The 19,270-nt window shown below is 67.0% G+C and carries 18 protein-coding genes; 10 read left to right on the top strand and 8 right to left on the bottom strand.

The window, feature by feature from the left end; all coding sequences use genetic code 11:
• Positions 1-13: 13 nt before the first annotated feature.
• Positions 14-973 (top strand): helix-turn-helix domain-containing protein, encoded by a 960-nt coding sequence (locus EL272_RS10170; protein ID WP_014847112.1) that lies wholly within the window; start codon positions 14-16, stop codon positions 971-973.
• A 142-nt stretch (positions 974-1,115) separates the two neighbouring features.
• Here the strand turns inward: EL272_RS10170 and EL272_RS10165 are convergent, their stop codons facing one another.
• From EL272_RS10165 to EL272_RS10155, 3 genes are read right to left on the bottom strand one after another with little or no spacing between them, the layout of a single operon-like run.
• A complete protein-coding gene (locus tag EL272_RS10165; RefSeq protein WP_014847111.1) occupies positions 1,116-1,358 on the bottom strand; it encodes a PspC domain-containing protein in 243 nt (80 codons plus the stop codon).
• Positions 1,358-1,567: a hypothetical protein gene (locus tag EL272_RS10160; protein WP_061788287.1), complete on the bottom strand. Its 210-nt coding sequence runs from the start codon at positions 1,565-1,567 to the stop codon at positions 1,358-1,360. The genes EL272_RS10165 and EL272_RS10160 overlap by 1 nt, the downstream gene beginning before the upstream one ends.
• Positions 1,564-2,655 carry a PspC domain-containing protein gene (locus EL272_RS10155; RefSeq protein ID WP_061788288.1) on the bottom strand — a complete coding sequence of 364 codons (1,092 nt, stop codon included), beginning with the start codon at positions 2,653-2,655 and terminating at the stop codon, positions 1,564-1,566. Before EL272_RS10155 ends, EL272_RS10160 begins: the two co-directional genes overlap by 4 nt.
• Positions 2,656-2,783: 128 nt before the next feature.
• Here EL272_RS10155 and EL272_RS10150 point away from each other — a divergent pair, with 128 nt between their 5' ends.
• Together EL272_RS10150 and EL272_RS10145 are read left to right on the top strand one after the other, a co-directional pair.
• On the top strand, positions 2,784-4,028 hold the full coding sequence (locus EL272_RS10150) for an ATP-binding protein (RefSeq protein ID WP_061788289.1): 1,245 nt from the start codon (positions 2,784-2,786) through the stop codon (positions 4,026-4,028).
• Entirely contained in the window at positions 4,025-4,690 is a 666-nt protein-coding gene (locus EL272_RS10145) for a response regulator (RefSeq protein ID WP_014847108.1), read from the top strand. Before EL272_RS10150 ends, EL272_RS10145 begins: the two co-directional genes overlap by 4 nt.
• Positions 4,691-4,768: 78 nt before the next feature.
• Here EL272_RS10145 and EL272_RS10140 read toward each other — a convergent pair whose 3' ends face one another.
• Positions 4,769-5,032, bottom strand: a complete 264-nt coding sequence (locus EL272_RS10140; RefSeq protein ID WP_014847107.1) for a GlsB/YeaQ/YmgE family stress response membrane protein — start codon at positions 5,030-5,032, stop codon at positions 4,769-4,771.
• 67 nt (positions 5,033-5,099) lie between these two features.
• Complete coding sequence (locus tag EL272_RS10135) at positions 5,100-6,332, bottom strand: phospholipase D-like domain-containing protein (RefSeq protein ID WP_061788314.1); 1,233 nt, start codon at positions 6,330-6,332, stop codon at positions 5,100-5,102.
• Between the two features lie 30 nt (positions 6,333-6,362).
• Between EL272_RS10135 and pcrA the strand changes: the two genes are divergently transcribed.
• Entirely contained in the window at positions 6,363-8,759 is a 2,397-nt protein-coding gene (pcrA, locus tag EL272_RS10130) for a DNA helicase PcrA (protein WP_061788290.1), read from the top strand.
• A 67-nt stretch (positions 8,760-8,826) separates the two neighbouring features.
• On the opposite strand, the gene EL272_RS10125 is transcribed toward pcrA, so the two are convergent.
• On the bottom strand, positions 8,827-9,870 hold the full coding sequence (locus tag EL272_RS10125; protein ID WP_126409412.1) for a M23 family metallopeptidase: 1,044 nt from the start codon (positions 9,868-9,870) through the stop codon (positions 8,827-8,829).
• Positions 9,871-10,088: 218 nt separating this feature from the next.
• A complete protein-coding gene (locus EL272_RS10120; protein ID WP_126409410.1) occupies positions 10,089-11,936 on the bottom strand; it encodes a hypothetical protein in 1,848 nt (615 codons plus the stop codon).
• Positions 11,937-12,113: 177 nt separating this feature from the next.
• Between EL272_RS10120 and EL272_RS10115 the strand changes: the two genes are divergently transcribed.
• Positions 12,114-13,322 (top strand): cell division protein PerM, encoded by a 1,209-nt coding sequence (locus EL272_RS10115; RefSeq protein ID WP_014847102.1) that lies wholly within the window; start codon positions 12,114-12,116, stop codon positions 13,320-13,322.
• A gap of 78 nt (positions 13,323-13,400) precedes the next feature.
• Here EL272_RS10115 and EL272_RS10110 read toward each other — a convergent pair whose 3' ends face one another.
• The gene (locus tag EL272_RS10110) at positions 13,401-14,585 is read right to left on the bottom strand and encodes a TIGR04053 family radical SAM/SPASM domain-containing protein (protein ID WP_014847101.1); all 1,185 of its coding nucleotides are present in this window, start codon (positions 14,583-14,585) and stop codon (positions 13,401-13,403) included.
• 186 nt (positions 14,586-14,771) lie between these two features.
• On the opposite strand from EL272_RS10110, the gene purN reads away from it, so the two are divergent.
• From purN to EL272_RS10085, 5 genes are all read left to right on the top strand, one after another.
• Positions 14,772-15,347 (top strand): phosphoribosylglycinamide formyltransferase, encoded by a 576-nt coding sequence (gene purN, locus EL272_RS10105; RefSeq protein ID WP_061788293.1) that lies wholly within the window; start codon positions 14,772-14,774, stop codon positions 15,345-15,347.
• On the top strand, positions 15,344-16,900 hold the full coding sequence (gene purH, locus EL272_RS10100) for a bifunctional phosphoribosylaminoimidazolecarboxamide formyltransferase/IMP cyclohydrolase (protein WP_061788294.1): 1,557 nt from the start codon (positions 15,344-15,346) through the stop codon (positions 16,898-16,900). Before purN ends, purH begins: the two co-directional genes overlap by 4 nt.
• A 10-nt stretch (positions 16,901-16,910) precedes the next feature.
• A complete protein-coding gene (locus tag EL272_RS10095; protein ID WP_014847098.1) occupies positions 16,911-17,774 on the top strand; it encodes a bifunctional methylenetetrahydrofolate dehydrogenase/methenyltetrahydrofolate cyclohydrolase in 864 nt (287 codons plus the stop codon).
• Positions 17,755-18,039, top strand: a complete 285-nt coding sequence (locus EL272_RS10090; RefSeq protein ID WP_157682475.1) for a DUF3017 domain-containing protein — start codon at positions 17,755-17,757, stop codon at positions 18,037-18,039. Before EL272_RS10095 ends, EL272_RS10090 begins: the two co-directional genes overlap by 20 nt.
• Positions 18,040-18,100: 61 nt before the next feature.
• Positions 18,101-19,090, top strand: a complete 990-nt coding sequence (locus EL272_RS10085; protein ID WP_041697672.1) for a malate dehydrogenase — start codon at positions 18,101-18,103, stop codon at positions 19,088-19,090.
• Positions 19,091-19,270: the final 180 nt, after the last annotated feature.

The raw sequence follows: 19,270 nt of genomic DNA, 5'->3' as shown, positions 1-19,270 counted from the left end.
AAAGGACGGGAGGGTGAAGAAATCGTTTCAGGAGTCCATCCTGGGGAGTTCGTCGTTCGTGACAGCGGAATCCCCCCGGGGGTTCGGCCCTCTCTGGACCTCGTACAGATCTCAGGACGAGAAACTGAACGGATGGTTTCACTTCCTGTCCCCCGGGGAGGCCCTGTGGTCCATCAGCATTCACGATTTCGTCATGGCGGGCGATTACGTCATGGAATCGGATCCGCCGAGCTACCTGACCGTCGCATGGTTCAAGTCCGTCTCAGGGGAGGAGTTCAGCCCCTACCGCAAACTCAAAACGGACTGCATCTGGGGACAGAGCATTGGAGGTGGTCCTTGGAGAGGTGTCGTCCATGACACCGTCCCCGTTCAGAGCGTCTCCATCGAGATGGCGCCCGAGTTCGCTGAGAAATACCTCGCGAGAGAATTCAACGGGGAGTTCCACAGCGTCGAGCAGGCCTTCGTCGCGCTGGGCAGTGGTGACGAGTTCCCCGAGATGAGGGCGCTGCTGTCCAAGCTCTGGCCGCAACCAGGCGATGCGTACCGCAATGAGCTCTACTACGAGGGAAAGGTGCTCGAGGCGATGGGGCTCATCATCGAGCGGTCCAGGCACGTCCGGTTCCGGGAGACCAGGCCCCTGAGCCCCGTCGATCGCGAGCGAATCCACGACGTGGTGCGCTACATAGACGACCACTGTTCCGCGGATCTGCGCATTTCGGACCTGGCTTCGATCGCCTGCATGAGTCCCACGAAGTTCAAGGAAACGTTCAAGAGGGCGAACGGTAAAACGCTCACCCAGTACGTCCAGGAGCGGCGCATGAGCCGGGCCGAAATGCTGCTGCGCCAACCCGACCTAACCATCGAACAGGTGGGGCGAGCCGTGGGATACACCTGCGCCAGTCGATTCTCGGCGCTGTTCAAACGCGAGACCGGAATGCTTCCCAGCGAATTCCGCAGGACGCTGAGGCCGTAGTCGCACTCGACCTGCGCATCATGACGCCGCCCGGGCGGGGTAGGTGCCCGGCGGAACGTCTCGGGTACGGTTCGCCGGAACACGCCACCCCACCCGTTTCACGGACAGGGCACCGGCCACTGGGATGCGCGGGAGCGGGGGATCAGCGGTGCCGTTCCCGGCGCCACCTGTTGACCTCCCGCAACCCATCCTCGGCCAGGGAACCACCCGTGGGACGAGGCATGATGGCCCAGAGAATGAAATAGATCAGGAGCCCGGAACCGGCGCACACCATGAGCAGCGCGAGCACCAGGCGCACGGTACTGGAGTCGTAGCCGGTTGCCTCGGCGATGCCTCCGGCGACACCTGCGATCCACTTGTCGGAGTCCGAACGAACGAGTGCCATCATTTCTTCCTTTCATTGGTTTTTCTGTTTCCGGGCGAACGTCCGAGGATGATCATCAACCCCAGCGAACCCGCCACCAGCAGCACACCCGCGAACAATGTCCTCATGGGGATCACGAATCCCTGACCGAGGGCGGCCCACGCGGAGATCGCCGCGAAACCGATGACGATCACACCCGTGACCATGGTCGTAACATCCAGCCGTTTCATGAGGGGTACTCCACTTTCACGTTGGACAAATACCCATCTATGAACAACTGGATTCCCTGAGCCGCGGAATCGTGATCCCGGGGAGCGGTGCCCCCGGGCCAGGACACATCAATCACCCAGGCCCTCACGTAATGGCGGGTTGGTGGTCTCGGCAGCATGATGCGAACCTCGCTCATGACGGTCCGCACGTGAACGAACATGGAGCTGTCCGCGGGCAGGTACCGGAGATCCACCACTCCTTCATCGGTCATCGCGAACTGATAGTTGATCCGCTCCTGGCCGGAGCGGGCCTCGACGGGGTTTGCGGCCCTTTCCACCTCGCTGGTGGAGAGGGCCGCGGTGGTGCTGGCGAACGTGACCGCGAGCAGCAACAACACCACGGGGAGGCGGCGACTACGCACCAGCAGCCCCCAGCCGAGGATCATGACCCCGACGGCCCCGAGGACGATGGAGAGGCTCAGGAGGGGGTTGCTCAGCAGACCAAGCACGACGACACCGGTGGCAGCGAGATAGCCGACGAACAGCACCAGCCCCGTGCCGAGCCAGGAACACCGCACGCGTTCGAGCGGCTGGGGCTCGGGCGCCTCAGGGGCGTAGAGATCCACCACGGGGAGTTGGGGATCGGTCCCGGCGGTGGGTTGCTCCTGGTCGGGGAGAGGATCGGTGGGGGATGCCGGCCGCCTGCGGGGCTCCCGCCAGCGGCTGTACAACACCAGGGCGAACAGCGGCAGCAACAACACGGAGGACAGGGAGGACAACATCTGGGAGACCGCGGCCACCACCAGGGTGGAGCTCAGGGCGATGACGGTCCACTGGGTCCGGAGACTCCAGCTGGTGAACACGGGAAGCAGCCGGTGGATGAGGGCCTGGCGTCCGGCGCGCGGGGTCAGCAGGATTCCCCAGGCATATGCGATCACCCCCACCCCGCTCAGCGCAGAGGCCAGGATGAAGAGGATGCGTATCAGCAACGGGTCGATGCCGAAACGAGAACCGATGGCCCGGCAGAACCCGGGAGTGAAACCGTCTGCCGGGCGGTCCAGATGGGCGAGTTGCGGGTGCAGCGCCCCCAGATCCACCAGTTCGTTCATGTTCTCCAGTCTTACCCCTGAAACGGTGAGCGGCCATCAGGACTTCCCCTGAGGTTGTCCTTGAAGGGCCCTGAAACCCGGTTCACGGGGTGGCGTGACGATTCCCGGCGTGTCAGTCTTTGAGGGTCATGACTTCCGAGCCGTCCACCACGAACGACCCCCCGCAGCTGCAACGTGACCTCTCGCAGAAGACGATAGCCGGAGTTGCGAGCGGAATCGCCGCGCATCTGCGGTTGCCCGTCGTCTGGTTCCGGACGGCCTTCGTGCTGCTGGCGTTCTTCAACGGCCTGGGGATGTTCCTGTACGGGGTGTTGTGGGCCCTGGTGCCCGCGGGTGAGCGTGAGGAGGCGCCCGGACTCGCGGGCGCGACCCGGGCCAGCATGCGGCCGCAGCAGGTCGGCAGGCGGATCGATACGGGAATGCTGTTCTCCGCGGGGGCGTTGATAGCCGGGGTGCTGTGGGGGATGATCCCCGGCGACGACACCGATGCAGGCCGGGGGATGTCCCTGTTCTGGCCGCTTCTGCTGGCGGGTGTCGGTGTGGTCCTGATCTGGTTCCAGGCCGACGGGGGCGGTTTGAGGACACGCTCCCCGGGGAAGCGGCCCGGATCGCGTGCCAGGACGATCGCCAGTGTTGCGCGGCTCGTCGGCGGATTGATCCTGGTGGGTTTCGGCACCAGCTGGCTGCTCGCCTCCCAGTTCGGCTGGAAGGGGCTCCAGACGGTGGTCGCGGCGGCCGTCGCGCTTCTCGCGGGGGTGGCCGTAGTCATGGCTCCCTGGCTGCTCCGTCTCTGGTCGCGGGTCAGGACCGCCGACCGGGAACGGCTGCGTGCTGAGGCGCGGGCCGACATGGCCGCCCACCTGCACGACTCCGTGCTGCAGACCCTGGCCCTGATCCAGCGCCAGGCCGACGACCCCGTCCTGGTGGCCTCGTTGGCGCGCCGCCAGGAACGGGAGCTGCGCACCTGGCTCTACGGGGAGGAAACGCGGGCCCAGACCCTCAAGGGTGCCCTGGAACAGATGCGGATCGACGTCGAGGAGCGGTTCCCGATCGCGGTCGAGGTGATCTGTGTGAGCGACATGGACCTCGACGAGGCGTCCACGGCGTTGGTGCAGGCGGCGGGTGAGGCCGTCACGAACGCCGCAAAGCACTCCGGTGCCTCCCGGGTCGACGTGTTCGCCGAGGTTGAACCCGAACAGGTCGAGGTGTTCGTTCGGGACCGTGGCTGCGGGTTCGACGAAGCCGAGATCCGCCCTGACCGAAGGGGCGTGAAAGAATCGATCAAGGCGCGGATGGAGCGCTATGGAGGGACAGCCCGGATCCGCACGGCCCCGGGCGAAGGTACCGAGGTCAGGTTGGAGCTGAGTCGATGAGTCAGGAGCAGGACAAACCACTGGAAGAACTGCGTGTGGTGCTCGTGGATGATCACGCCATGTTTCGCGCCGGGGTGCGACACGAGATCGGGAAGCTGTGCCAGGTGGTGGGGGAGGGCCACGACGTGGCGTCGTCGGTGGCCACGATTCTGGAGACGAAACCTGATGTGGTGCTGCTCGATGTTCACCTGCCTGGCGGCGGCGGGGCCGAGGTGATCAAACAGGTGGCCGCGAAGGCCCCCGACGTGAAGTTCCTGGCGTTGTCGGTCTCCGACGCCGCGGAGGACGTGATCGGCGTGATCCGGGCCGGCGCCCGGGGGTACGTGACGAAGTCGATCTCGTCGGAGGAACTCGTCGAAGGCATCCAGCGGGTGGCCTCCGGGGATGCGGTGTTCTCGCCGCGACTGGCCGGTTTCGTACTCGATGCCTTCTCCGGTGCCGTCGACATCTCAAGTATCGACGAGGAACTGGACCGGCTCAGTTCCCGGGAACGCGAGGTGCTGAAACTGATCGCCCGCGGTTACTCGTACCGTGAGGTGGCGCGGGAACTTTTCATCTCCATAAAGACCGTGGAAACCCACGTCTCGTCGGTGCTGCGGAAGCTCCAGCTGAGCAACCGGCACCAACTCACCAAGTGGGCCACGGACCGGCATCTGGTATGAACCGGTAACCCGTCACCCGTGGGACGCGGCTCGCCATCACCCCGGAGGGGGTGGCAGGCGAGCCGCGGGACCCAGGGTTCAGGCCTTGCGTTTCTTGAGCCAGCCCTGGACCGTCAGGATGATGACGGCGCCGACCACGGAGAAGATCAGACCGCGGATGGAGAAGATCCCGTGGTAGGAGGAATCGAAGATCAGCTGGCCGAGCCAACCGGCGAGCAGGGCACCGAAGGCACCGAGGGCGGCGGTGGCGACCCAGCCGCCGCCTTCCTCCCCGGGCATGATCGCCTTGGCGATGCTGCCGCCGATCAAGCCGATGATGATGTATGCGATGAGGGTGAACATGTATCAAGCATGCCCCTCGGAGGGGTCGAACACCATCAGGTGAACCCCCGGTTCATCCCCGTGTCGGTCAGAACAAGGGCCGCCAGGGGCTGAGCAGGGACTCGGCGAACTTCTTCCACCAGGGCCGGCGGAGCCAGGCCTCGGCGGTCAGTTCCACGGTGTTGCCCTCGTCAACAGAGAAGACGTGTTCCATGTGGGAGGCCACGTCGCGGTCGGTGATCTCGAGGTTCGCCTCGTAGTTGCCCCACAGGCTGAGGCGATCCAGGTTCGCGGTTCCGATGGTGGACCAGGTGCCGTCGATCACCGCGGTCTTCGAGTGCACCATCGCCCCCTGGTAGAGGAACAGACGGATGCCGGAGTTCAACAGATCGGTGTAGAAACCCCGTGACAACCAGTCCGCCACGGCGTGATTGGAACGGTCGGGAACGATGATCCGGACGTCCACCCCGCGTTTCACGGCGTCCCGGAGCGCTGCCACCAGGTCGTCGTCGGGGATGAGGTAGGCGTGGGTCAGCCAGATGCGCTCGGTGGCGCGGTCGATGGCCTCGAGGTACATGTTGCGGATCGGGTAGACCTGAATCCGGGGCACGTTCCGGTGCACCTTCAGCGGGGAGTTCCAGCGCCGCTGCTGATCGTTGGAGAGCCTGGGCAGTCCCTGCTTGTCGGCGTTCTGGTTCCAGAAATCGACGAAGGCGTTCTCCAGTTCCGCCGCCCCCGGCCCGATCACGCGGGCGTGGGTGTCGCGCCACTGCTGCGCGTACAGTTTGCCGATGTTGTAGCCGCCGATGAATCCTTTCTCGTGGTCGACGATCAGGAGTTTCCGGTGGTCGCGTCCCCAGGATCTCGGTGACCAGGGTTTCGGGAGGGCCGGGTGCCGGAGCGCGAGCACGCCCTCCGGCATGGTGAAGAACCGGCGTGGCACCACGAGGTTGGCGAAATTGTCCCAGATGACGTTCACCTCGACCCCGCGGGCGGCCGCCCGGCCCAGAGCCTCCTTGAAGGCCTCCCCCACCTCGTCGGATTTCCAGATGTAGGTCTCGAAGTTCACCACCTTCCGGGCGCCGTCGATGGCGGCGAGCATGTCACGGTAGAGCTCCTCGCCGAAGGTGTAGACGGTGACCTCATCCTGGCCGACGGCCACCGGTTTGGCGGGGGAGTAGGGGAAACGCCGCAGTTTCCGGTGCTTCTTCCGCAGCGACTCCCAGCCGGTGACCCCGATCATGAAGGCGAGTTGCGCCAGTAGCAGGCCGACGCTGATCCGGGGAATCACGACACGGAGGAACCTCAGGACTCGCCTCATGACGGCCAAGCCTATTACGGTGATGGCACGATGTCTGATTCCCTCTTCCCCGATCTTGCCGCCGTTTTCGCGCCCGACGAGACGGCAACCCCCAAACCCTCTCCGCGGGGTGCTGCACGGGCCGTCGACGAGAGGGAACTGCTGGCGGACCTGAACGAACCGCAACGGGAGGCCGTGGTTCACGCCGGTTCCCCCGTGCTGGTGGTGGCGGGTGCCGGTTCCGGCAAGACGAGGGTGCTGACCCGGCGCATCGCCCACCTGGTGGGGATCCGGGGGGTGCATCCCGGTGCCGTGCTGGCCATCACCTTCACCAACAAGGCCGCCGCCGAGATGCGGGATCGGGTGGCCGGGCTGGTCGGTAACCAGGCGAGGATGATGTGGGTCTCCACCTTCCACTCGGCCTGCGTGCGCATCCTGCGTTCCGAGATCGACCGGTTCGGCATCGCCAGGTCCTTCTCCATCTACGACGACACCGATGCGAAACGTCTGGTCTCGCTGGTGATGCGGGACCAGGAACTCGACCCGAAACGATTCCCGGTGCGCGCGGTTATGAACGCCATCAGCGGCTGGAAGAACGACCTGGTGGACTTCGAGACCGCGAAGGAGCAGGCCTCCGGCCCGGTGAAGAAGGCCAACGCCGAGGTTTACGAGGACTACCAGGCGCGGCTGCGGGCCGCCAACGCCCTGGACTTCGACGACCTGATCATGACCACCGTGAACCTGTTCCAGGCGTTCCCCGAGATCCGCGAGAAGTACCGCCGCAGGTTCCGTCACGTGCTGGTGGACGAGTACCAGGACACCAACCACGCCCAGTACGCGTTGATCCGCGAACTCTGCGGACAGGCCACCCCATCGGCCACGGGGGCGCCGACGGTGGAACCGGCCGAACTGATGGTGGTGGGCGACTCGGACCAGTCCATCTACGCCTTCCGGGGGGCGACGATCCGCAACATTCTCGATTTCGAGAACGACTTCCCGGGCGCCAGGACGATCGTGCTGGACCAGAACTACCGCTCCACCAACACCGTGCTCCAGGCCGCTAACGCGGTGATCGCCAGGAACCGGGGACGCCGCGACAAGGCGTTGTGGAGCGACCTGGGGGATGGCGCCCCGATCGTCGGCTGGGTTGCCGACACCGAACACGACGAGGCGCAGTTCGTGGCGGGGGAGATCGACCGGCTCGTCGACGACGGCCGTGCCCGCTACGGCGACGTCGCGGTGTTCTACCGGACCAACGCCCAGTCCCGGGCGCTCGAGGAGGTGTTCATCCGCGTCGGGATGCCCTACCGGGTGGTCGGCGGGGTGCGGTTCTACGAGCGCAGGGAGATCCGCGACGCTATCGCCTACCTGCGGGCCATCGCCAATCCCGCCGACGACGTATCGGTGCGGCGGATCCTCAACGTTCCCAAACGCGGCATCGGTGACCGGGCCGTGGCGGCGGTCTCCTCGCTGGCAGGTGCGGAACGCATCTGTTTCTTCGAGGCTCTCTCGCGCAGCGAGGAGGCACCGGGCCTGGCGGCCCGGTCGGCGAAGCAGATCCGCGGTTTTGTGGACCTGATCGAGCGGCACCGCGTGAAAATGGCCCAGGGCGATCCCGCTGACGAGATCCTCACCTCGGTGCTCACCGACTCCGGGTACCTCGCGGAGTTGCAGAACTCCACCGACCCCCAGGACGAGACGCGCCTGGAGAACCTGGAGGAGCTGGTCAACGTTGCGGCGGAGTTCGTCGCGGCCGCGAACGCCGTCGACCTCGACGAGGAGAACGAATCCGGGCTGGCGGCGGGAATGCCCGAACCCGATGCCTCGCTGCCCGCCTTCCTGGAGCGGATCGCCCTGGTGGCGGACTCCGACCAGGTGCCGGACGGGGAACAGGGGCAGGGCGTGGTGACCCTCATGACCCTGCACACCGCGAAGGGCCTGGAGTTCGACACCGTGTTCCTCACCGGCATGGAGGAGGGGGTGTTCCCCCACCTGCGCGCCATGGAGTCGCAGGACGAACTGGAGGAGGAACGCAGGCTGGCCTACGTCGGCATCACGCGGGCCCGCAAGCTGCTGCACCTCTCTCGTGCCACGGTGCGGGTCACCTTCGGACAGCCGAATCACAACCCGGCCTCCCGTTTCCTGGAGGAGATCCCGGAAGGACTGATGGACTGGCGCCGTCTCGGTGAGGCCCCCATCACGTGGGCGGCCGGCAACGCGGAGCGCAGGTCACGCACCAGGGACGCGCTGAGTCTCGGGCGGGGCAGCGGGAAACGCCCGACGGTCAGCGACCTTGCGGTCGGGGATCGCGTGGCCCACACGGCCTTCGGGCTCGGAACGGTGCTGGCCGTTCACGGCACCGGTCCGAAGCAGCAGGTGGACGTGGATTTCGGATCGGCGGGGAAGAAACGCCTCGCCATCAGCCATGCCCCGATGGAGAAGCTGTAGGCAACGGAATCGAGGCCCCGCGTGGTGAGCGGGGCCTCGACCTGGCACGTGAAAATGCTGAAAACCGTTACCGAATGGTGACGCCCTGGCTGCGCAGGAATACCATCGGGTCGGTGGCCTTGTAGACGTCACCGGGGGTGGTACCTGCGGGATAGTACTCGAAGTGCAGATGCGCCCCGAAGGAACGTCCCGTGACACCGACGTAGCCGATCAGGTCGCCGGCCTTGACGGCCTGTCCGGGTTTCACCACGACCTGGGACTGGTGTGCGTACAGGGTGGTGCCGCCGTTCATGTGCATGATCACCACGTTGTTGCCGGCCCAGGATGCGGCGGTGGGGCTCAGCACGATGCCGGACGCGGCGGCGTAGATGGGGGTGCCCACGGGGGCCGGGAAATCCTGCCCCGTGTGGTAGCGGGACCAAGAACCGGTCTGGCCGAAGCTGGCGCCGATGGTGTAGTTCTCCTTGACGGGCATGGAACCGCCCCCGGCGGCAGCGGCGGCCATGTCATCGGTGGAGATCTGGGAGGTGTCGACACCGGCCTTTTTGAGCGCCTCGCGTGCGGCGTTTAGGCGCTCCTCGGCCTTCTTCTTCTCGGCTTCGAGCTTCTCAGCCTGCGCGGCAACGAGTTTGAGGTCGGCCTCCATCAGCTGCTCGCGTTCAGCGGCGGTTTCGTTCGCGCTGTTCTCCAGGGCGCTGTCCCGGGAGGATTTGAGGGAGGCGTCGTGTTCCTTGGCGTTCTCATCGGCCACGGCGGAGTCCAGGTTGCCGCGAACCCCGGAGCGGGAGGAATCCCTCGAGTGGCCGAAACCCTGCTCCACCGCTTCAGCGGCGGCCTCCGGGACGGCGGCGTCGCTGGCCACCTGATCGGAGACGGCCTCGTTCCCGGAGGTCCGGGAATACCAGGCCCAGCTGAACAGGGTACCGACCGCCAGCAACCCGGCCAGGCCGGATGCGATCGAGACACGTCCAAGGCGTCGGCGGCGCCTCGTGGGGGGAGTCGTGGAGGCCTCCACGACTTCGTTCAGATCGGACTCCTCGTCAGGGAGGTCGGAACAATCGACCTCGACCATGGCCCGTTTCGGGGCACTGGCCTTCTCCGTATGGTTCAAGGCTGTTCTCCGCATCTTGATTGTCATCCGACGGAAACCTTAGCAATTCTCAGCATGCTCTCAAAATCAGGGATTCAGTCCGGTTAATTCCTGACCCGCCCGGGTGCTCGGATCAGTGCAAACCCCGGCCATCCCGATTGTGTACGCGGGCCGGATTTCCTCTGCACGCGCATGATCCGGCGCGGCGCGGCCGGGCGTGCGACTTCCGCGCCGGGGCCTTATCCCTGGGCGGTGCGCTGGCCGACCCTGACGGCCAGGGTCTTGAGCTGGTCCTCGGTGAACTTGCTTTCCCCGACACCGGTGAACAGCAGATAACTGACGGTCGTCCCGGACCTGGCGACTATCACCTGGTGCGGCCGCTGGGTGCCGTCGTCGGAGACCTGCTGTTTCACGTCGAAAAGCCGTGCCGTCACGGCTGGGCCGTCGCTGCCGTCGGTGGACACGGGGCTCAGTTCCGTGACCTTGGCCGCCGCGACCCTCTTGCCGCAGGACGCCAGATTCTCCGAGAGCAGATCCCCGAAGGTGGTGGCGGTGGTTTCGTCGGCGAAGGCGAAGCGGTACTGGGTGATTCCGAAAACCTTGAAGGCATCGTCGGAGGAACCGACAGTGTAGGAGCGTTGCTTGCGGTCGGTGGGTCCCTGTTCGCTGGTGAGGTTCACGCCTTCACAGCCCATCCCGGAGGACTCCACCCCCTTCAGGGTGCCTCCGAGCCAGGCCAGGTGTCCCGGGGCGATGATCGGGATGTCGTTCGGGATCAGCCAGCCCTGTGGGTTCGCTGCGGGAGGGGCGGCCGGGGCGACCGCGGGAGTGCTGGGGCAGGTGCCGGCGGCGGTTTCGCAGGTGGCGGTCAGGGGGCGCTGCAGGGCGCTCACCGCGCCCTGCGGGTCGATGGCGCTGTTGTTGCGTGCCACGTCGAGCAGGCTGATCACCTTTCCGGTGCGCACCAGGAGAATCGTGTGGTACTGGGAGATGCCCTCCTGGACGACGCTCATCTGCAGCACCTCATCGCCGAGCCCTGTCACGGCGGAAGAGCCCGTGATCAGGGCAGGTGTCGCGGAGCAGGACGCCAAGGACGTGGCACGCTGCTCGTAGATCTTCTTGGCGGTTTCCTCGTTGGCGTACGCGTCGATCTGGTGTATGAGGGCCAGTTTGTCCTCTTGTTGCGTCCCGATGGCGCGTTGAAGGGTGGCCGTCGTGTTTATCTCCGCCGGATCGGAATCCAGGCAGTTCACCTTGAGGAGCGTATCCTTGCCCTTTTCCTTGATGGTCTGGGTGATGCTCCAACTGGCGGCCGGTTCGATGAGGGACGCATCAGACGTGTCGAGGAGCGAGGTGTCCGCGAGATTGACCGGTTCGCTGTTGACCCCCGACGTGCTCGGATTGGCGCTGCCCGCGGGAGCCGTGCCGGCGAATCGGGAGAACACGAAAACCCCACCTGCTATCAGGACCGCCGCCGCGATGGCCGCCACCACCCACGTGGTCAGCATCCGCCTGTGATGCGAGATCCACCCCGTGGGGGCCGCAGGTTTCTCAGGATAATCCCGGCGGAAACCCTCTTCCCGCCCGGAATTGTCCGGTTCCGGTTCGGGCTCGGCGGCCCTGGCGGGGGAGCGATGCGCCGCGGCGCGGGGCTGGCGGGGTTCCACGGCCGGCTGGGAGGGTTGCTGCTCGGGCCAGCCACCCCAGGACGAGACCGGCTGCTGGGCTTGGCGCTGGGGACCCACTCTCGGTGGTGAGGAGGGGGAAATCGCGGCGTGAACGGCGGTTTCGGATCCGGAGTCATGATCCGCCGGGGTGGTCTCGTCGTTGAGCCCATCCCATCTCCTGGCTCTCCTGCCGGCTCCGGAACCCGGCATGGCTCGTCGTTCCGTACCGGGCAGGACCGGGGCCGGTACGACGGTTTCCTGGAATGATGAGGGGGGACGGGTGAACGGCGAGTCGATGTCGTCGGTGGCGCCGCGTCGGGCCCTGCCTGCGTGCCCGCTGCGTGTATCGTCGACGCCGTCCGGCTGGGAGTCGTCCGCCGAGAAGGCCCTGCGGGGACGCTGCTTGCCGGAGTCAGTCATGTTCACCTCCACGCGGACGACGAACCGCCCTCCGGGCGGCATCTCACTGGTACAGGTTACCCATGACTTCGGTGATCTGTTGGATCGAGGAAGGAGGCTGGTGTGGCGGAACGCGGTTCCCGACATCGGATGATAGCCGTGGATGTGGCTGAGGCCGCCCGGGTAGCGAGGCCCCAAATGACCATCCCGTGGTTCACATTGGCCCCGCTGGGGGCGCTCGCGGTGGTGGCCGGGGGGTGGCTCCTGATGGCGGGTCCTGCGGCGTTGGGGTGGCTGACCTCCCCGAACTCGCAACTGTCCGATGCGCTCGGGCTGGCATCCCGCGTGTTGCTGCTCGCCAACGGCTCGGTGACCGTGATCGGCGGGCAGCTCGTCAGCATCGCGCCGCTCGGCCTGAGCATGGTCCTGATACTGCTCGGGATTCCCGTCGCCGGGTTGGCGGCCCGTTCCGCCCTCGACGAGACCGCCGATCTGCGGATGCTGGTGCTGAAGACCGGGGGCACCTACGCGGGCACCTATGTCGTCTCCATAACCCTGATCGCATTCATCGTCCCGGAGACCTCGGTGATCCGGGCCCTGCTGGGAAGCCTCCTGCTCGGGGGGCTCTCCGGATTCTGGGGTGCCGCGCGCGCCGTCGGCTACGACCCCGGTGAGCAGTGGCCCGCGGGGCTGCGTTCGCTGCCCCGGGCGGTCGGGGTGGCCGCCCTCACCGGCGTGGGAACCGGGGCCGCGCTGCTCGCGGTCGTGCTGGTCCTGGGACGCGACCGCATAGCCGGCATCTCCGACGGGCTCGGTGGTGACTTCACTGCGGGGATCCTGCTGATCGTCATGCAACTGGTCTGGCTCCCGAACCTGGTCATCTGGGCCATGGCATGGGCGCTGGGGGCGGGGGTCACCCTAGGGGAGGGGACGTTGCTCAACATGAACGGGACGAGTCTCGGATTCCTGCCGTCCATACCCGTGCTGGGTGCGGTTCCCGAACCGGGCCCGGTTCCGGACCTGGCCTGGTTGTGGCTGCTTGGTGGAGCGGTGGCGGGGGCGTTGGCGGGGCTCATCGTCACACTGAACCGGTCCTCCGAGCGGTTCTACGAGACCGCGCTCGCCGGAGGCCTGGCCGGGATCGCCGCGGGGGTCCTGCTGTTCCTGCTGGCCTGGTTCTCATCGGGCGGTCTGGGGACGCAGCGCCTCTCCCACTTGGGGGTCGGGCTCGGCAGCCTGGTGATCACCGCACCCTGCATCCTCGGGCTGGCCGGATTGGTGACGGGCCTCGCGGTGGGACTCGCCAGGCGGGAGTGGCCGACGTGGCGGAGGGCCGACCCCGAGGCCGGGGAGAAGACCACCAGGCAGCGGCGCGGCAGCGGTTCTGGGGCGCCGGGGAAGAACTGATCGGCTGCGGCAGCCCTGCATCCCCACCGGCGGCGGATGCCCCGCACCCTGCCCGGGACATCCTGTCCGGGAGAAGCGTCAACCGGCGCTTTTGTGGGATGGCAGCGGCTTCTGCAAGCGGTGCGGTTCGTGGGCGCAGAAGGGTTCCTCCGCCAGGTAATCGCCCGTCATCGCGTAGGCGCGGGCCCGTGAACCGCCGCAGAAGGAACGGTATGAGCAGATGCCGCACTTGCCCTTGAGCTGGCTGCGGTCACGCAGCATCGTGAACAGCGGGGAGTAACGGTAGACCTCCTCGATGTCGTCGGTTCGGATGTTGCCGGCCTTGATGGGCAGGAAACCCGACGGGTAGATGTCTCCGACGTGGGAGATGAACATGAAGCCGTCGCCGTCGTTGACGTTGCGGGCGCGGCCGATGCCGTCCTGCTGCGAGTAGTGCATCCCAGAGGTCAGCACGTCCAGGTCGGTGTCCGCTCCGGCCCGGGCCTCGGCTCGTTTGCGCTGCATGACGACCCGCGAGTACTGGGGCGCGGCGGTCGCCTTGATGTCGAAGGAAGCGGTCTTGGACAGGTCGTAGAGCTGGTTGAAAACGGCCTCGAATCCCTCGGCCGAGGCCACGTCCTCCTTCCTGGCCCGTCCCATCGGGACCAGGAAGAAAACCTCCCAGAAGACGATTCCCAGCTCCGTCATGAGCCGGCACATGGCCTCCATGTCGTCGAGGTTGGCCTTGCGGACCACCGTGTTCACCTGGGTGGTCAGGCCGATCTCCTGGGCCTCGCGGAGGATGCGCAGGCCGTGCGCGAAACTGCCCTTCACGCGGCGGAACTCGTCGTGGATGGTCGCGTTCGAGCCGTCGAGGCTGACCGCCAACCGGCTCAGGCCCGCGTCCTTGAGCGCCTGGAGCTGCTCGCGCGAGGCGAGCGACGTGGTGGCGGGGGTGATGGCCATGCGCAGCCCGATTTCGGCGCCATGCCGCACCAGGTCGATGATGTCCGGGCGTTTGAAAGCGTCCCCGCCGGAGAAGACGAACACCACGCGCCCGAACTTCCGCACGTCGTCGAGGAGTTTCATCCCCTCCGCCGTGGTCAGTTCGTTCGGGTTGCGCAATGGTTGCGCGGAGGCGCGGCAGTGGCGGCAGGCCAGGTCGCAGGCCTGGGTGGTTTCCCAGATCACGATGAACGGGGCCCTGTCGAAGTCCAGGTTCGGGCGGGCGCCGAAGGGTTTCCCGTGCGGATGCCCTGTCCGGTGCGAATGGGGATGCGGCATGTCTCGACGCTAGCGCTCCGGCGAACGACAGAACTTGCGAGGGGGAGTGTCGCCAAGTGGGTTTTGAGGCCATGCTGTCGTTTCCCCGGGTCGCGGGAGGTTCTCGTTCCTCGGCCCACGGACGCTGCTGCCCCCGGAGGCCGGGTCTCTCGGGCGGGAGAGGGCAACCGGCGATACGGTTGTGCGGTGACGACTCGCGTGGTGGTGCTGGTTTCCGGGTCGGGGACCCTGCTGCAGGCTCTTCTCGACGCCGTTTCGGCGGGGGAGGTGGATGCCCGGGTCGTGGCGGTGGTCTCCGACCAGCCCGCCGCCCACGCCCTGGAGCGGGCCCGTGCCGCGGGGGTGCCCGCCGTCGCCCATCCTTACGCAAAGGGATCGGACCGCGACGTTTGGGACGCCGAACTGACCGGGATCGTCGCCGGCTTCGAACCGGACCTGGTGGCCTCGGCGGGGTTCATGAAGCTGCTGGGGTCCAGCTTCCTCGCCCGTTTCGGGGGACGCACCATCAACACCCATCCCGCGCTGCTGCCCAGTTTCCCCGGGATGCACGGGCCGAGGGACGCCCTGAACCACGGGGTGAAGGTCTCCGGCGCCACGGTCTTCCTCGTCGACTCCGGGGTGGACACCGGTAGGATCCTGGCCCAGGGGGCTGTCGAGGTGTTGCCCGACGACACCGTCGAAACCCTTCACGAACGCATCAAGGTGGTGGAACGCCGCCTGCTGGTGGAGACCGTGCGTGCCTGGAACGAAGGAGAGAAATGACCGACCGGATTCAGCTGCGCCGCGCGCTGCTCAGCGTCTACGACAAGGAGGGCCTCGAGGAACTGGCCACCGCCCTCCACACCGCCGGGGTGGAACTGGTGTCCACGGGATCCACCGCGACCCGGATCGCCGCGGCGGGGATTCCCGTGACCCCCGTTGAGCAGCTGACGGGATTCCCCGAATGCCTCGACGGCCGCGTCAAGACACTCCATCCGCGCATCCACGCCGGTATCCTCGCCGACCGCCGCCTGCCCGCCCACGTCTCCCAGATCGAGGAACTCGGCGTCGCCCCCTTCGACCTGGTGGTGGTGAACCTCTACCCGTTCGAGGCCACCGTCGCCTCCGGTGCCGGGACCGACGAATGCGTCGAACAGATCGACATCGGCGGGCCCTCGATGGTGCGCGCCGCCGCGAAGAACCACCCGAGCGTCGCGGTGGTCACCTCCACATCGCAGTACCCCGCCGTCCTGGCTGCCCTCGCCGAGGGGGGATTCACCCTCCAGCAGCGCCGCGACCTCGCCACCGAGGCCTTCCGCCACACCGCCTCCTACGACATCGCCGTCGCATCCTGGATGGGGGCCACCGTGGCCACCCCGGCCGGGGACGGGTTCCCGGCATGGCTGGGAGCGGCCTGGGTGAAGAAACAGGACCTGCGCTACGGCGAGAACTCCCACCAGGCAGCGGCCCTCTACACCTATCCGCCCGGACCGGAGGGAATCGCCCAGGCCGAGCTGCTGCACGGCAAACCCATGAGCTACAACAACTACACCGACGGCGAGGCCGCCTACCGCGCCGCGAGCGACTTCACCGAGCCGTGCGTCGCGATCATCAAACACGCCAACCCGTGCGGGATCGCGGTGGGCACCGGCATTGCGGAGGCCCACCGCAGGGCCCACGCCTGCGATCCGGTCTCCGCCTTCGGAGGGGTGATCGCCGCCAACCGCCCCGTCACCGCCGAACTGGCCGAACAGATCAAGGACATCTTCACCGAGGTCGTGATCGCCCCCGGCTTCGACCCGGAGGCCCTGGCGCTCCTCACCGCGAAGAAGAACCTGCGACTGCTGAGGGCCGTCCCCTACACGCACCGGGAACGCGTCCTCCACCCCATCTCCGGGGGAGCCCTGCTCCAGCGACCCGACCGCATCGACGCTCCCGGCGACGACCCCGCCAACTGGGAACTCAAGGCGGGCGAGGCGGCAGACGATGCGACCCTGGCCGATCTGGTCTTCGCGTGGCGGGCCTGCCGCGCCGTGAAGTCCAACGCCATTCTCCTGGCCCACGACGGCGCCTCCGTCGGCGTTGGCATGGGCCAGGTGAACCGCGTCGACTCGTGCCGCCTGGCGGTTGAACGCGCGGGGGAACGGGCAGCCGGGTCGGTGGCCGCATCCGATGCTTTCTTCCCCTTCGCCGACGGGCCGCGGATCCTGATCGACGGTGGCGTCCGGGCCATCGTCCAGCCGGGCGGTTCCCTGCGCGACCAGGAAACCATCGACCTGTGCGCCGAACACGGCGTCACGCTGTACTTCACCGGCACCCGTCACTTCTTCCACTGAGGCAGGGAAGATGACTGCGGGAATCCTTGACGGCAGGGCCACGGCCGCCGCCATCAAAACGGAACTGAAGCAGAGGGTGGGCCGGCTCCGTGCCCTGGGGGTGGTGCCCGGGCTGGCGACGGTGCTTGTCGGCGACGACCCGGCCAGCCAGAACTACGTGCGCATGAAACACCGCGACTGCGAGCAGGTGGGCATCGCATCCATCCGGGTGGAGCTGCCCGCCGATGCCACCGCCGCTCAGCTGGAGGAGGCCGTCGCGGCGCTGAACGCCGACCCTGCCTGCACCGGGTACATCGTGCAGCTTCCCCTGCCGGGGCATCTCGACGAGAACCGGGCGCTGGGGCTGATCGACCCGGACAAGGACGCCGACGGTCTGCACCCGATCAACCTGGGGCGGCTCGTGCTGAATGAACCCGCCCCCCTGCCCTGCACCCCCCGCGGCATCGTGGAACTGGTGCGCCGCCACGGTATCGAGTGGCGGGGGGCGGATGTGTGCGTGGTGGGTCGCGGCATCACGGTGGGGCGTCCCCTCGGGCTGATCCTGACCCGCCGCAGCGAGAACGCCACGGTGACCCTGTGCCACACCGGCACCCGCAACCTGGCCGGACACACCCGGCGGGCCGACATCGTGGTGGCGGCCGCGGGGGTGCCGGGCATGATCACCGCCGACATGATCCGTCAGGGTGCGGTGTGCATCGATGTCGGCGTCAGCCGGGTCGAGGGCAGGACCACCGGGGACCTGGCCCCGGACGTGTGGGACAAGGCGGCCTGGGTCACCCCGAATCCCGGCGGGGTGGGTCCCATGACCCGCGCCATGCTGCTCAGCAATGTCGTCGACCGTGCCGAGGTGCTTCATGCAAACCCCAACGGTTAACCGGCTCCCGACGAACCCGTGGCCGCTGGCGGCCGTGCTTGGCGTGTTCGCAATCGGCGTGTTGATCGCGGGTTTCGGGAACTGGCGTTACGGGGCGGTGGTGATGGCCGCGGCTACCCTGCTCGCGGGGGTCGCCCGGATGCTCCTGCCGCGCCGCGTCTCGGGTCTGCTGGTGGTCCGGCGCCGCTGGATGGACATCACCATCCTCTTCAGCTTGGGTACCGCGATCGGTGTGCTGGCGCTGGTGGTTCCCCCCGGCACATGAAATGCGGCGGTGGGCGATAGGCTCGGAGGTGGACATCACCGTCGAAAGAAAGGTCCGCACGATGAGCACTGAGGCTCCCGTCAAGATCGCAGTGACCGGCGCAGCCGGCCAGATCTGCTACAGCCTGCTGTTCCGGATAGCCAGCGGTTCCCTGCTGGGCGATCGGCCCATCGAGCTGCGTCTGCTGGAGATCACCCCGGCCCTGAAGGCCCTGGAGGGTGTCGTCATGGAACTCGACGACTGCGCCTTCCCGAACCTGAAGAACGTCGTCATCGGCGATGACCCGAAGAAGGTCTTCGACGGCGTCAACCTGGCGATGCTGGTCGGCGCCATGCCCCGCAAAGCCGGCATGGAACGCGGCGACCTGCTGAGCGCCAACGGCGCCATCTTCACCGCCCAGGGCAAGGCCCTGAACGAGGTGGCCGCGGATGACGTCCGTGTGCTGGTGACCGGCAACCCCGCCAACACCAACGCGCTGATCGCATCCAGCAACGCCCCCGACATCCCGAAGGAGCGTTTCAACGCCCTCACCCGCCTGGACCACAACCGCGCGAAGTCCCAGCTCGCCCAGAAACTCGGCTGCCCCGTCGAGGAGATCAAGAAGATGACCATCTGGGGCAACCACTCCTCCACCCAGTACCCCGACATCTTCCACGCCGAGGTGGGCGGGAAGAACGCCGCCGGACTGGTGAACGACGAGGCCTGGATCGAGTCCACCTTCATCCCGACGGTCGCCAAGCGCGGCGCAGCCATCATCGAGGCCCGTGGCCTGTCGTCCGCTGCCTCCGCGGCGAACGCCACCGTCGAGCACATGCGTGACTGGGTGCTCGGCACCCCCGACGGCGACTGGGTTTCCATGGCGATTCCCTCCGACGGCTCCTACGGGGTCGCCGAGGGCGTCATCTCCTCCTTCCCGTGCGTGGTCAAGAACGGCAAGTACGAGATCGTTCAGGGTCTCGAGATCGACCCGTTCTCCCGCACCAAGATCGACGCCTCCGTCGCCGAACTGCTCGACGAGCGCAAGGCGGTCAAGGAACTCGGCCTGATCTGATCCGGCAGGGATTGAAAGGTGCCCGGCGGTTTCCGCCGGGCACCTTTCATCGAGCGCCTTCGGGGATGGTTGGTTGAACCGGCCTGTCCGCTCTGTGAGCTGGTCGTGTCGAAATCATCTCGCCTCAAGTTGGTTGAGCCGGCCTGCGAGAGCGTCAGCGGGTGGGGCGTGTCGAAACCA

This window comes from Arachnia propionica (genome assembly GCF_900637725.1).
In the GTDB taxonomy this organism is placed as follows: Bacteria; Actinomycetota; Actinomycetes; order Propionibacteriales; family Propionibacteriaceae; genus Arachnia; species Arachnia propionica.
The sequence above is the reverse complement of the archived record's forward strand: the minus strand, read 5'-3'. Positions and strand labels throughout refer to the sequence as shown.

What these genes read in the sequence shown, in the direction of transcription:
- EL272_RS10165 (WP_014847111.1), bottom strand. Translation starts at nt 1,358, where the DNA reads ATGGCACTCGTTCGTTCGGACTCCGACAAGTGGATCGCAGGTGTCGCC.
- EL272_RS10160 (WP_061788287.1), bottom strand. Translation starts at nt 1,567, where the DNA reads ATGAAACGGCTGGATGTTACGACCATGGTCACGGGTGTGATCGTCATC.
- EL272_RS10155 (WP_061788288.1), bottom strand. Translation starts at nt 2,655, where the DNA reads ATGAACGAACTGGTGGATCTGGGGGCGCTGCACCCGCAACTCGCCCAT.
- EL272_RS10150 (WP_061788289.1), top strand. Translation starts at nt 2,784, where the DNA reads ATGACTTCCGAGCCGTCCACCACGAACGACCCCCCGCAGCTGCAACGT.
- EL272_RS10145 (WP_014847108.1), top strand. Translation starts at nt 4,025, where the DNA reads ATGAGTCAGGAGCAGGACAAACCACTGGAAGAACTGCGTGTGGTGCTC.
- EL272_RS10140 (WP_014847107.1), bottom strand. Translation starts at nt 5,032, where the DNA reads ATGTTCACCCTCATCGCATACATCATCATCGGCTTGATCGGCGGCAGC.
- EL272_RS10135 (WP_061788314.1), bottom strand. Translation starts at nt 6,332, where the DNA reads ATGAGGCGAGTCCTGAGGTTCCTCCGTGTCGTGATTCCCCGGATCAGC.
- pcrA (WP_061788290.1), top strand. Translation starts at nt 6,363, where the DNA reads ATGTCTGATTCCCTCTTCCCCGATCTTGCCGCCGTTTTCGCGCCCGAC.
- EL272_RS10120 (WP_126409410.1), bottom strand. Translation starts at nt 11,936, where the DNA reads ATGACTGACTCCGGCAAGCAGCGTCCCCGCAGGGCCTTCTCGGCGGAC.
- EL272_RS10115 (WP_014847102.1), top strand. Translation starts at nt 12,114, where the DNA reads ATGACCATCCCGTGGTTCACATTGGCCCCGCTGGGGGCGCTCGCGGTG.
- EL272_RS10110 (WP_014847101.1), bottom strand. Translation starts at nt 14,585, where the DNA reads ATGCCGCATCCCCATTCGCACCGGACAGGGCATCCGCACGGGAAACCC.
- purH (WP_061788294.1), top strand. Translation starts at nt 15,344, where the DNA reads ATGACCGACCGGATTCAGCTGCGCCGCGCGCTGCTCAGCGTCTACGAC.
- EL272_RS10095 (WP_014847098.1), top strand. Translation starts at nt 16,911, where the DNA reads ATGACTGCGGGAATCCTTGACGGCAGGGCCACGGCCGCCGCCATCAAA.
- EL272_RS10090 (WP_157682475.1), top strand. Translation starts at nt 17,755, where the DNA reads ATGCAAACCCCAACGGTTAACCGGCTCCCGACGAACCCGTGGCCGCTG.
- EL272_RS10085 (WP_041697672.1), top strand. Translation starts at nt 18,101, where the DNA reads ATGAGCACTGAGGCTCCCGTCAAGATCGCAGTGACCGGCGCAGCCGGC.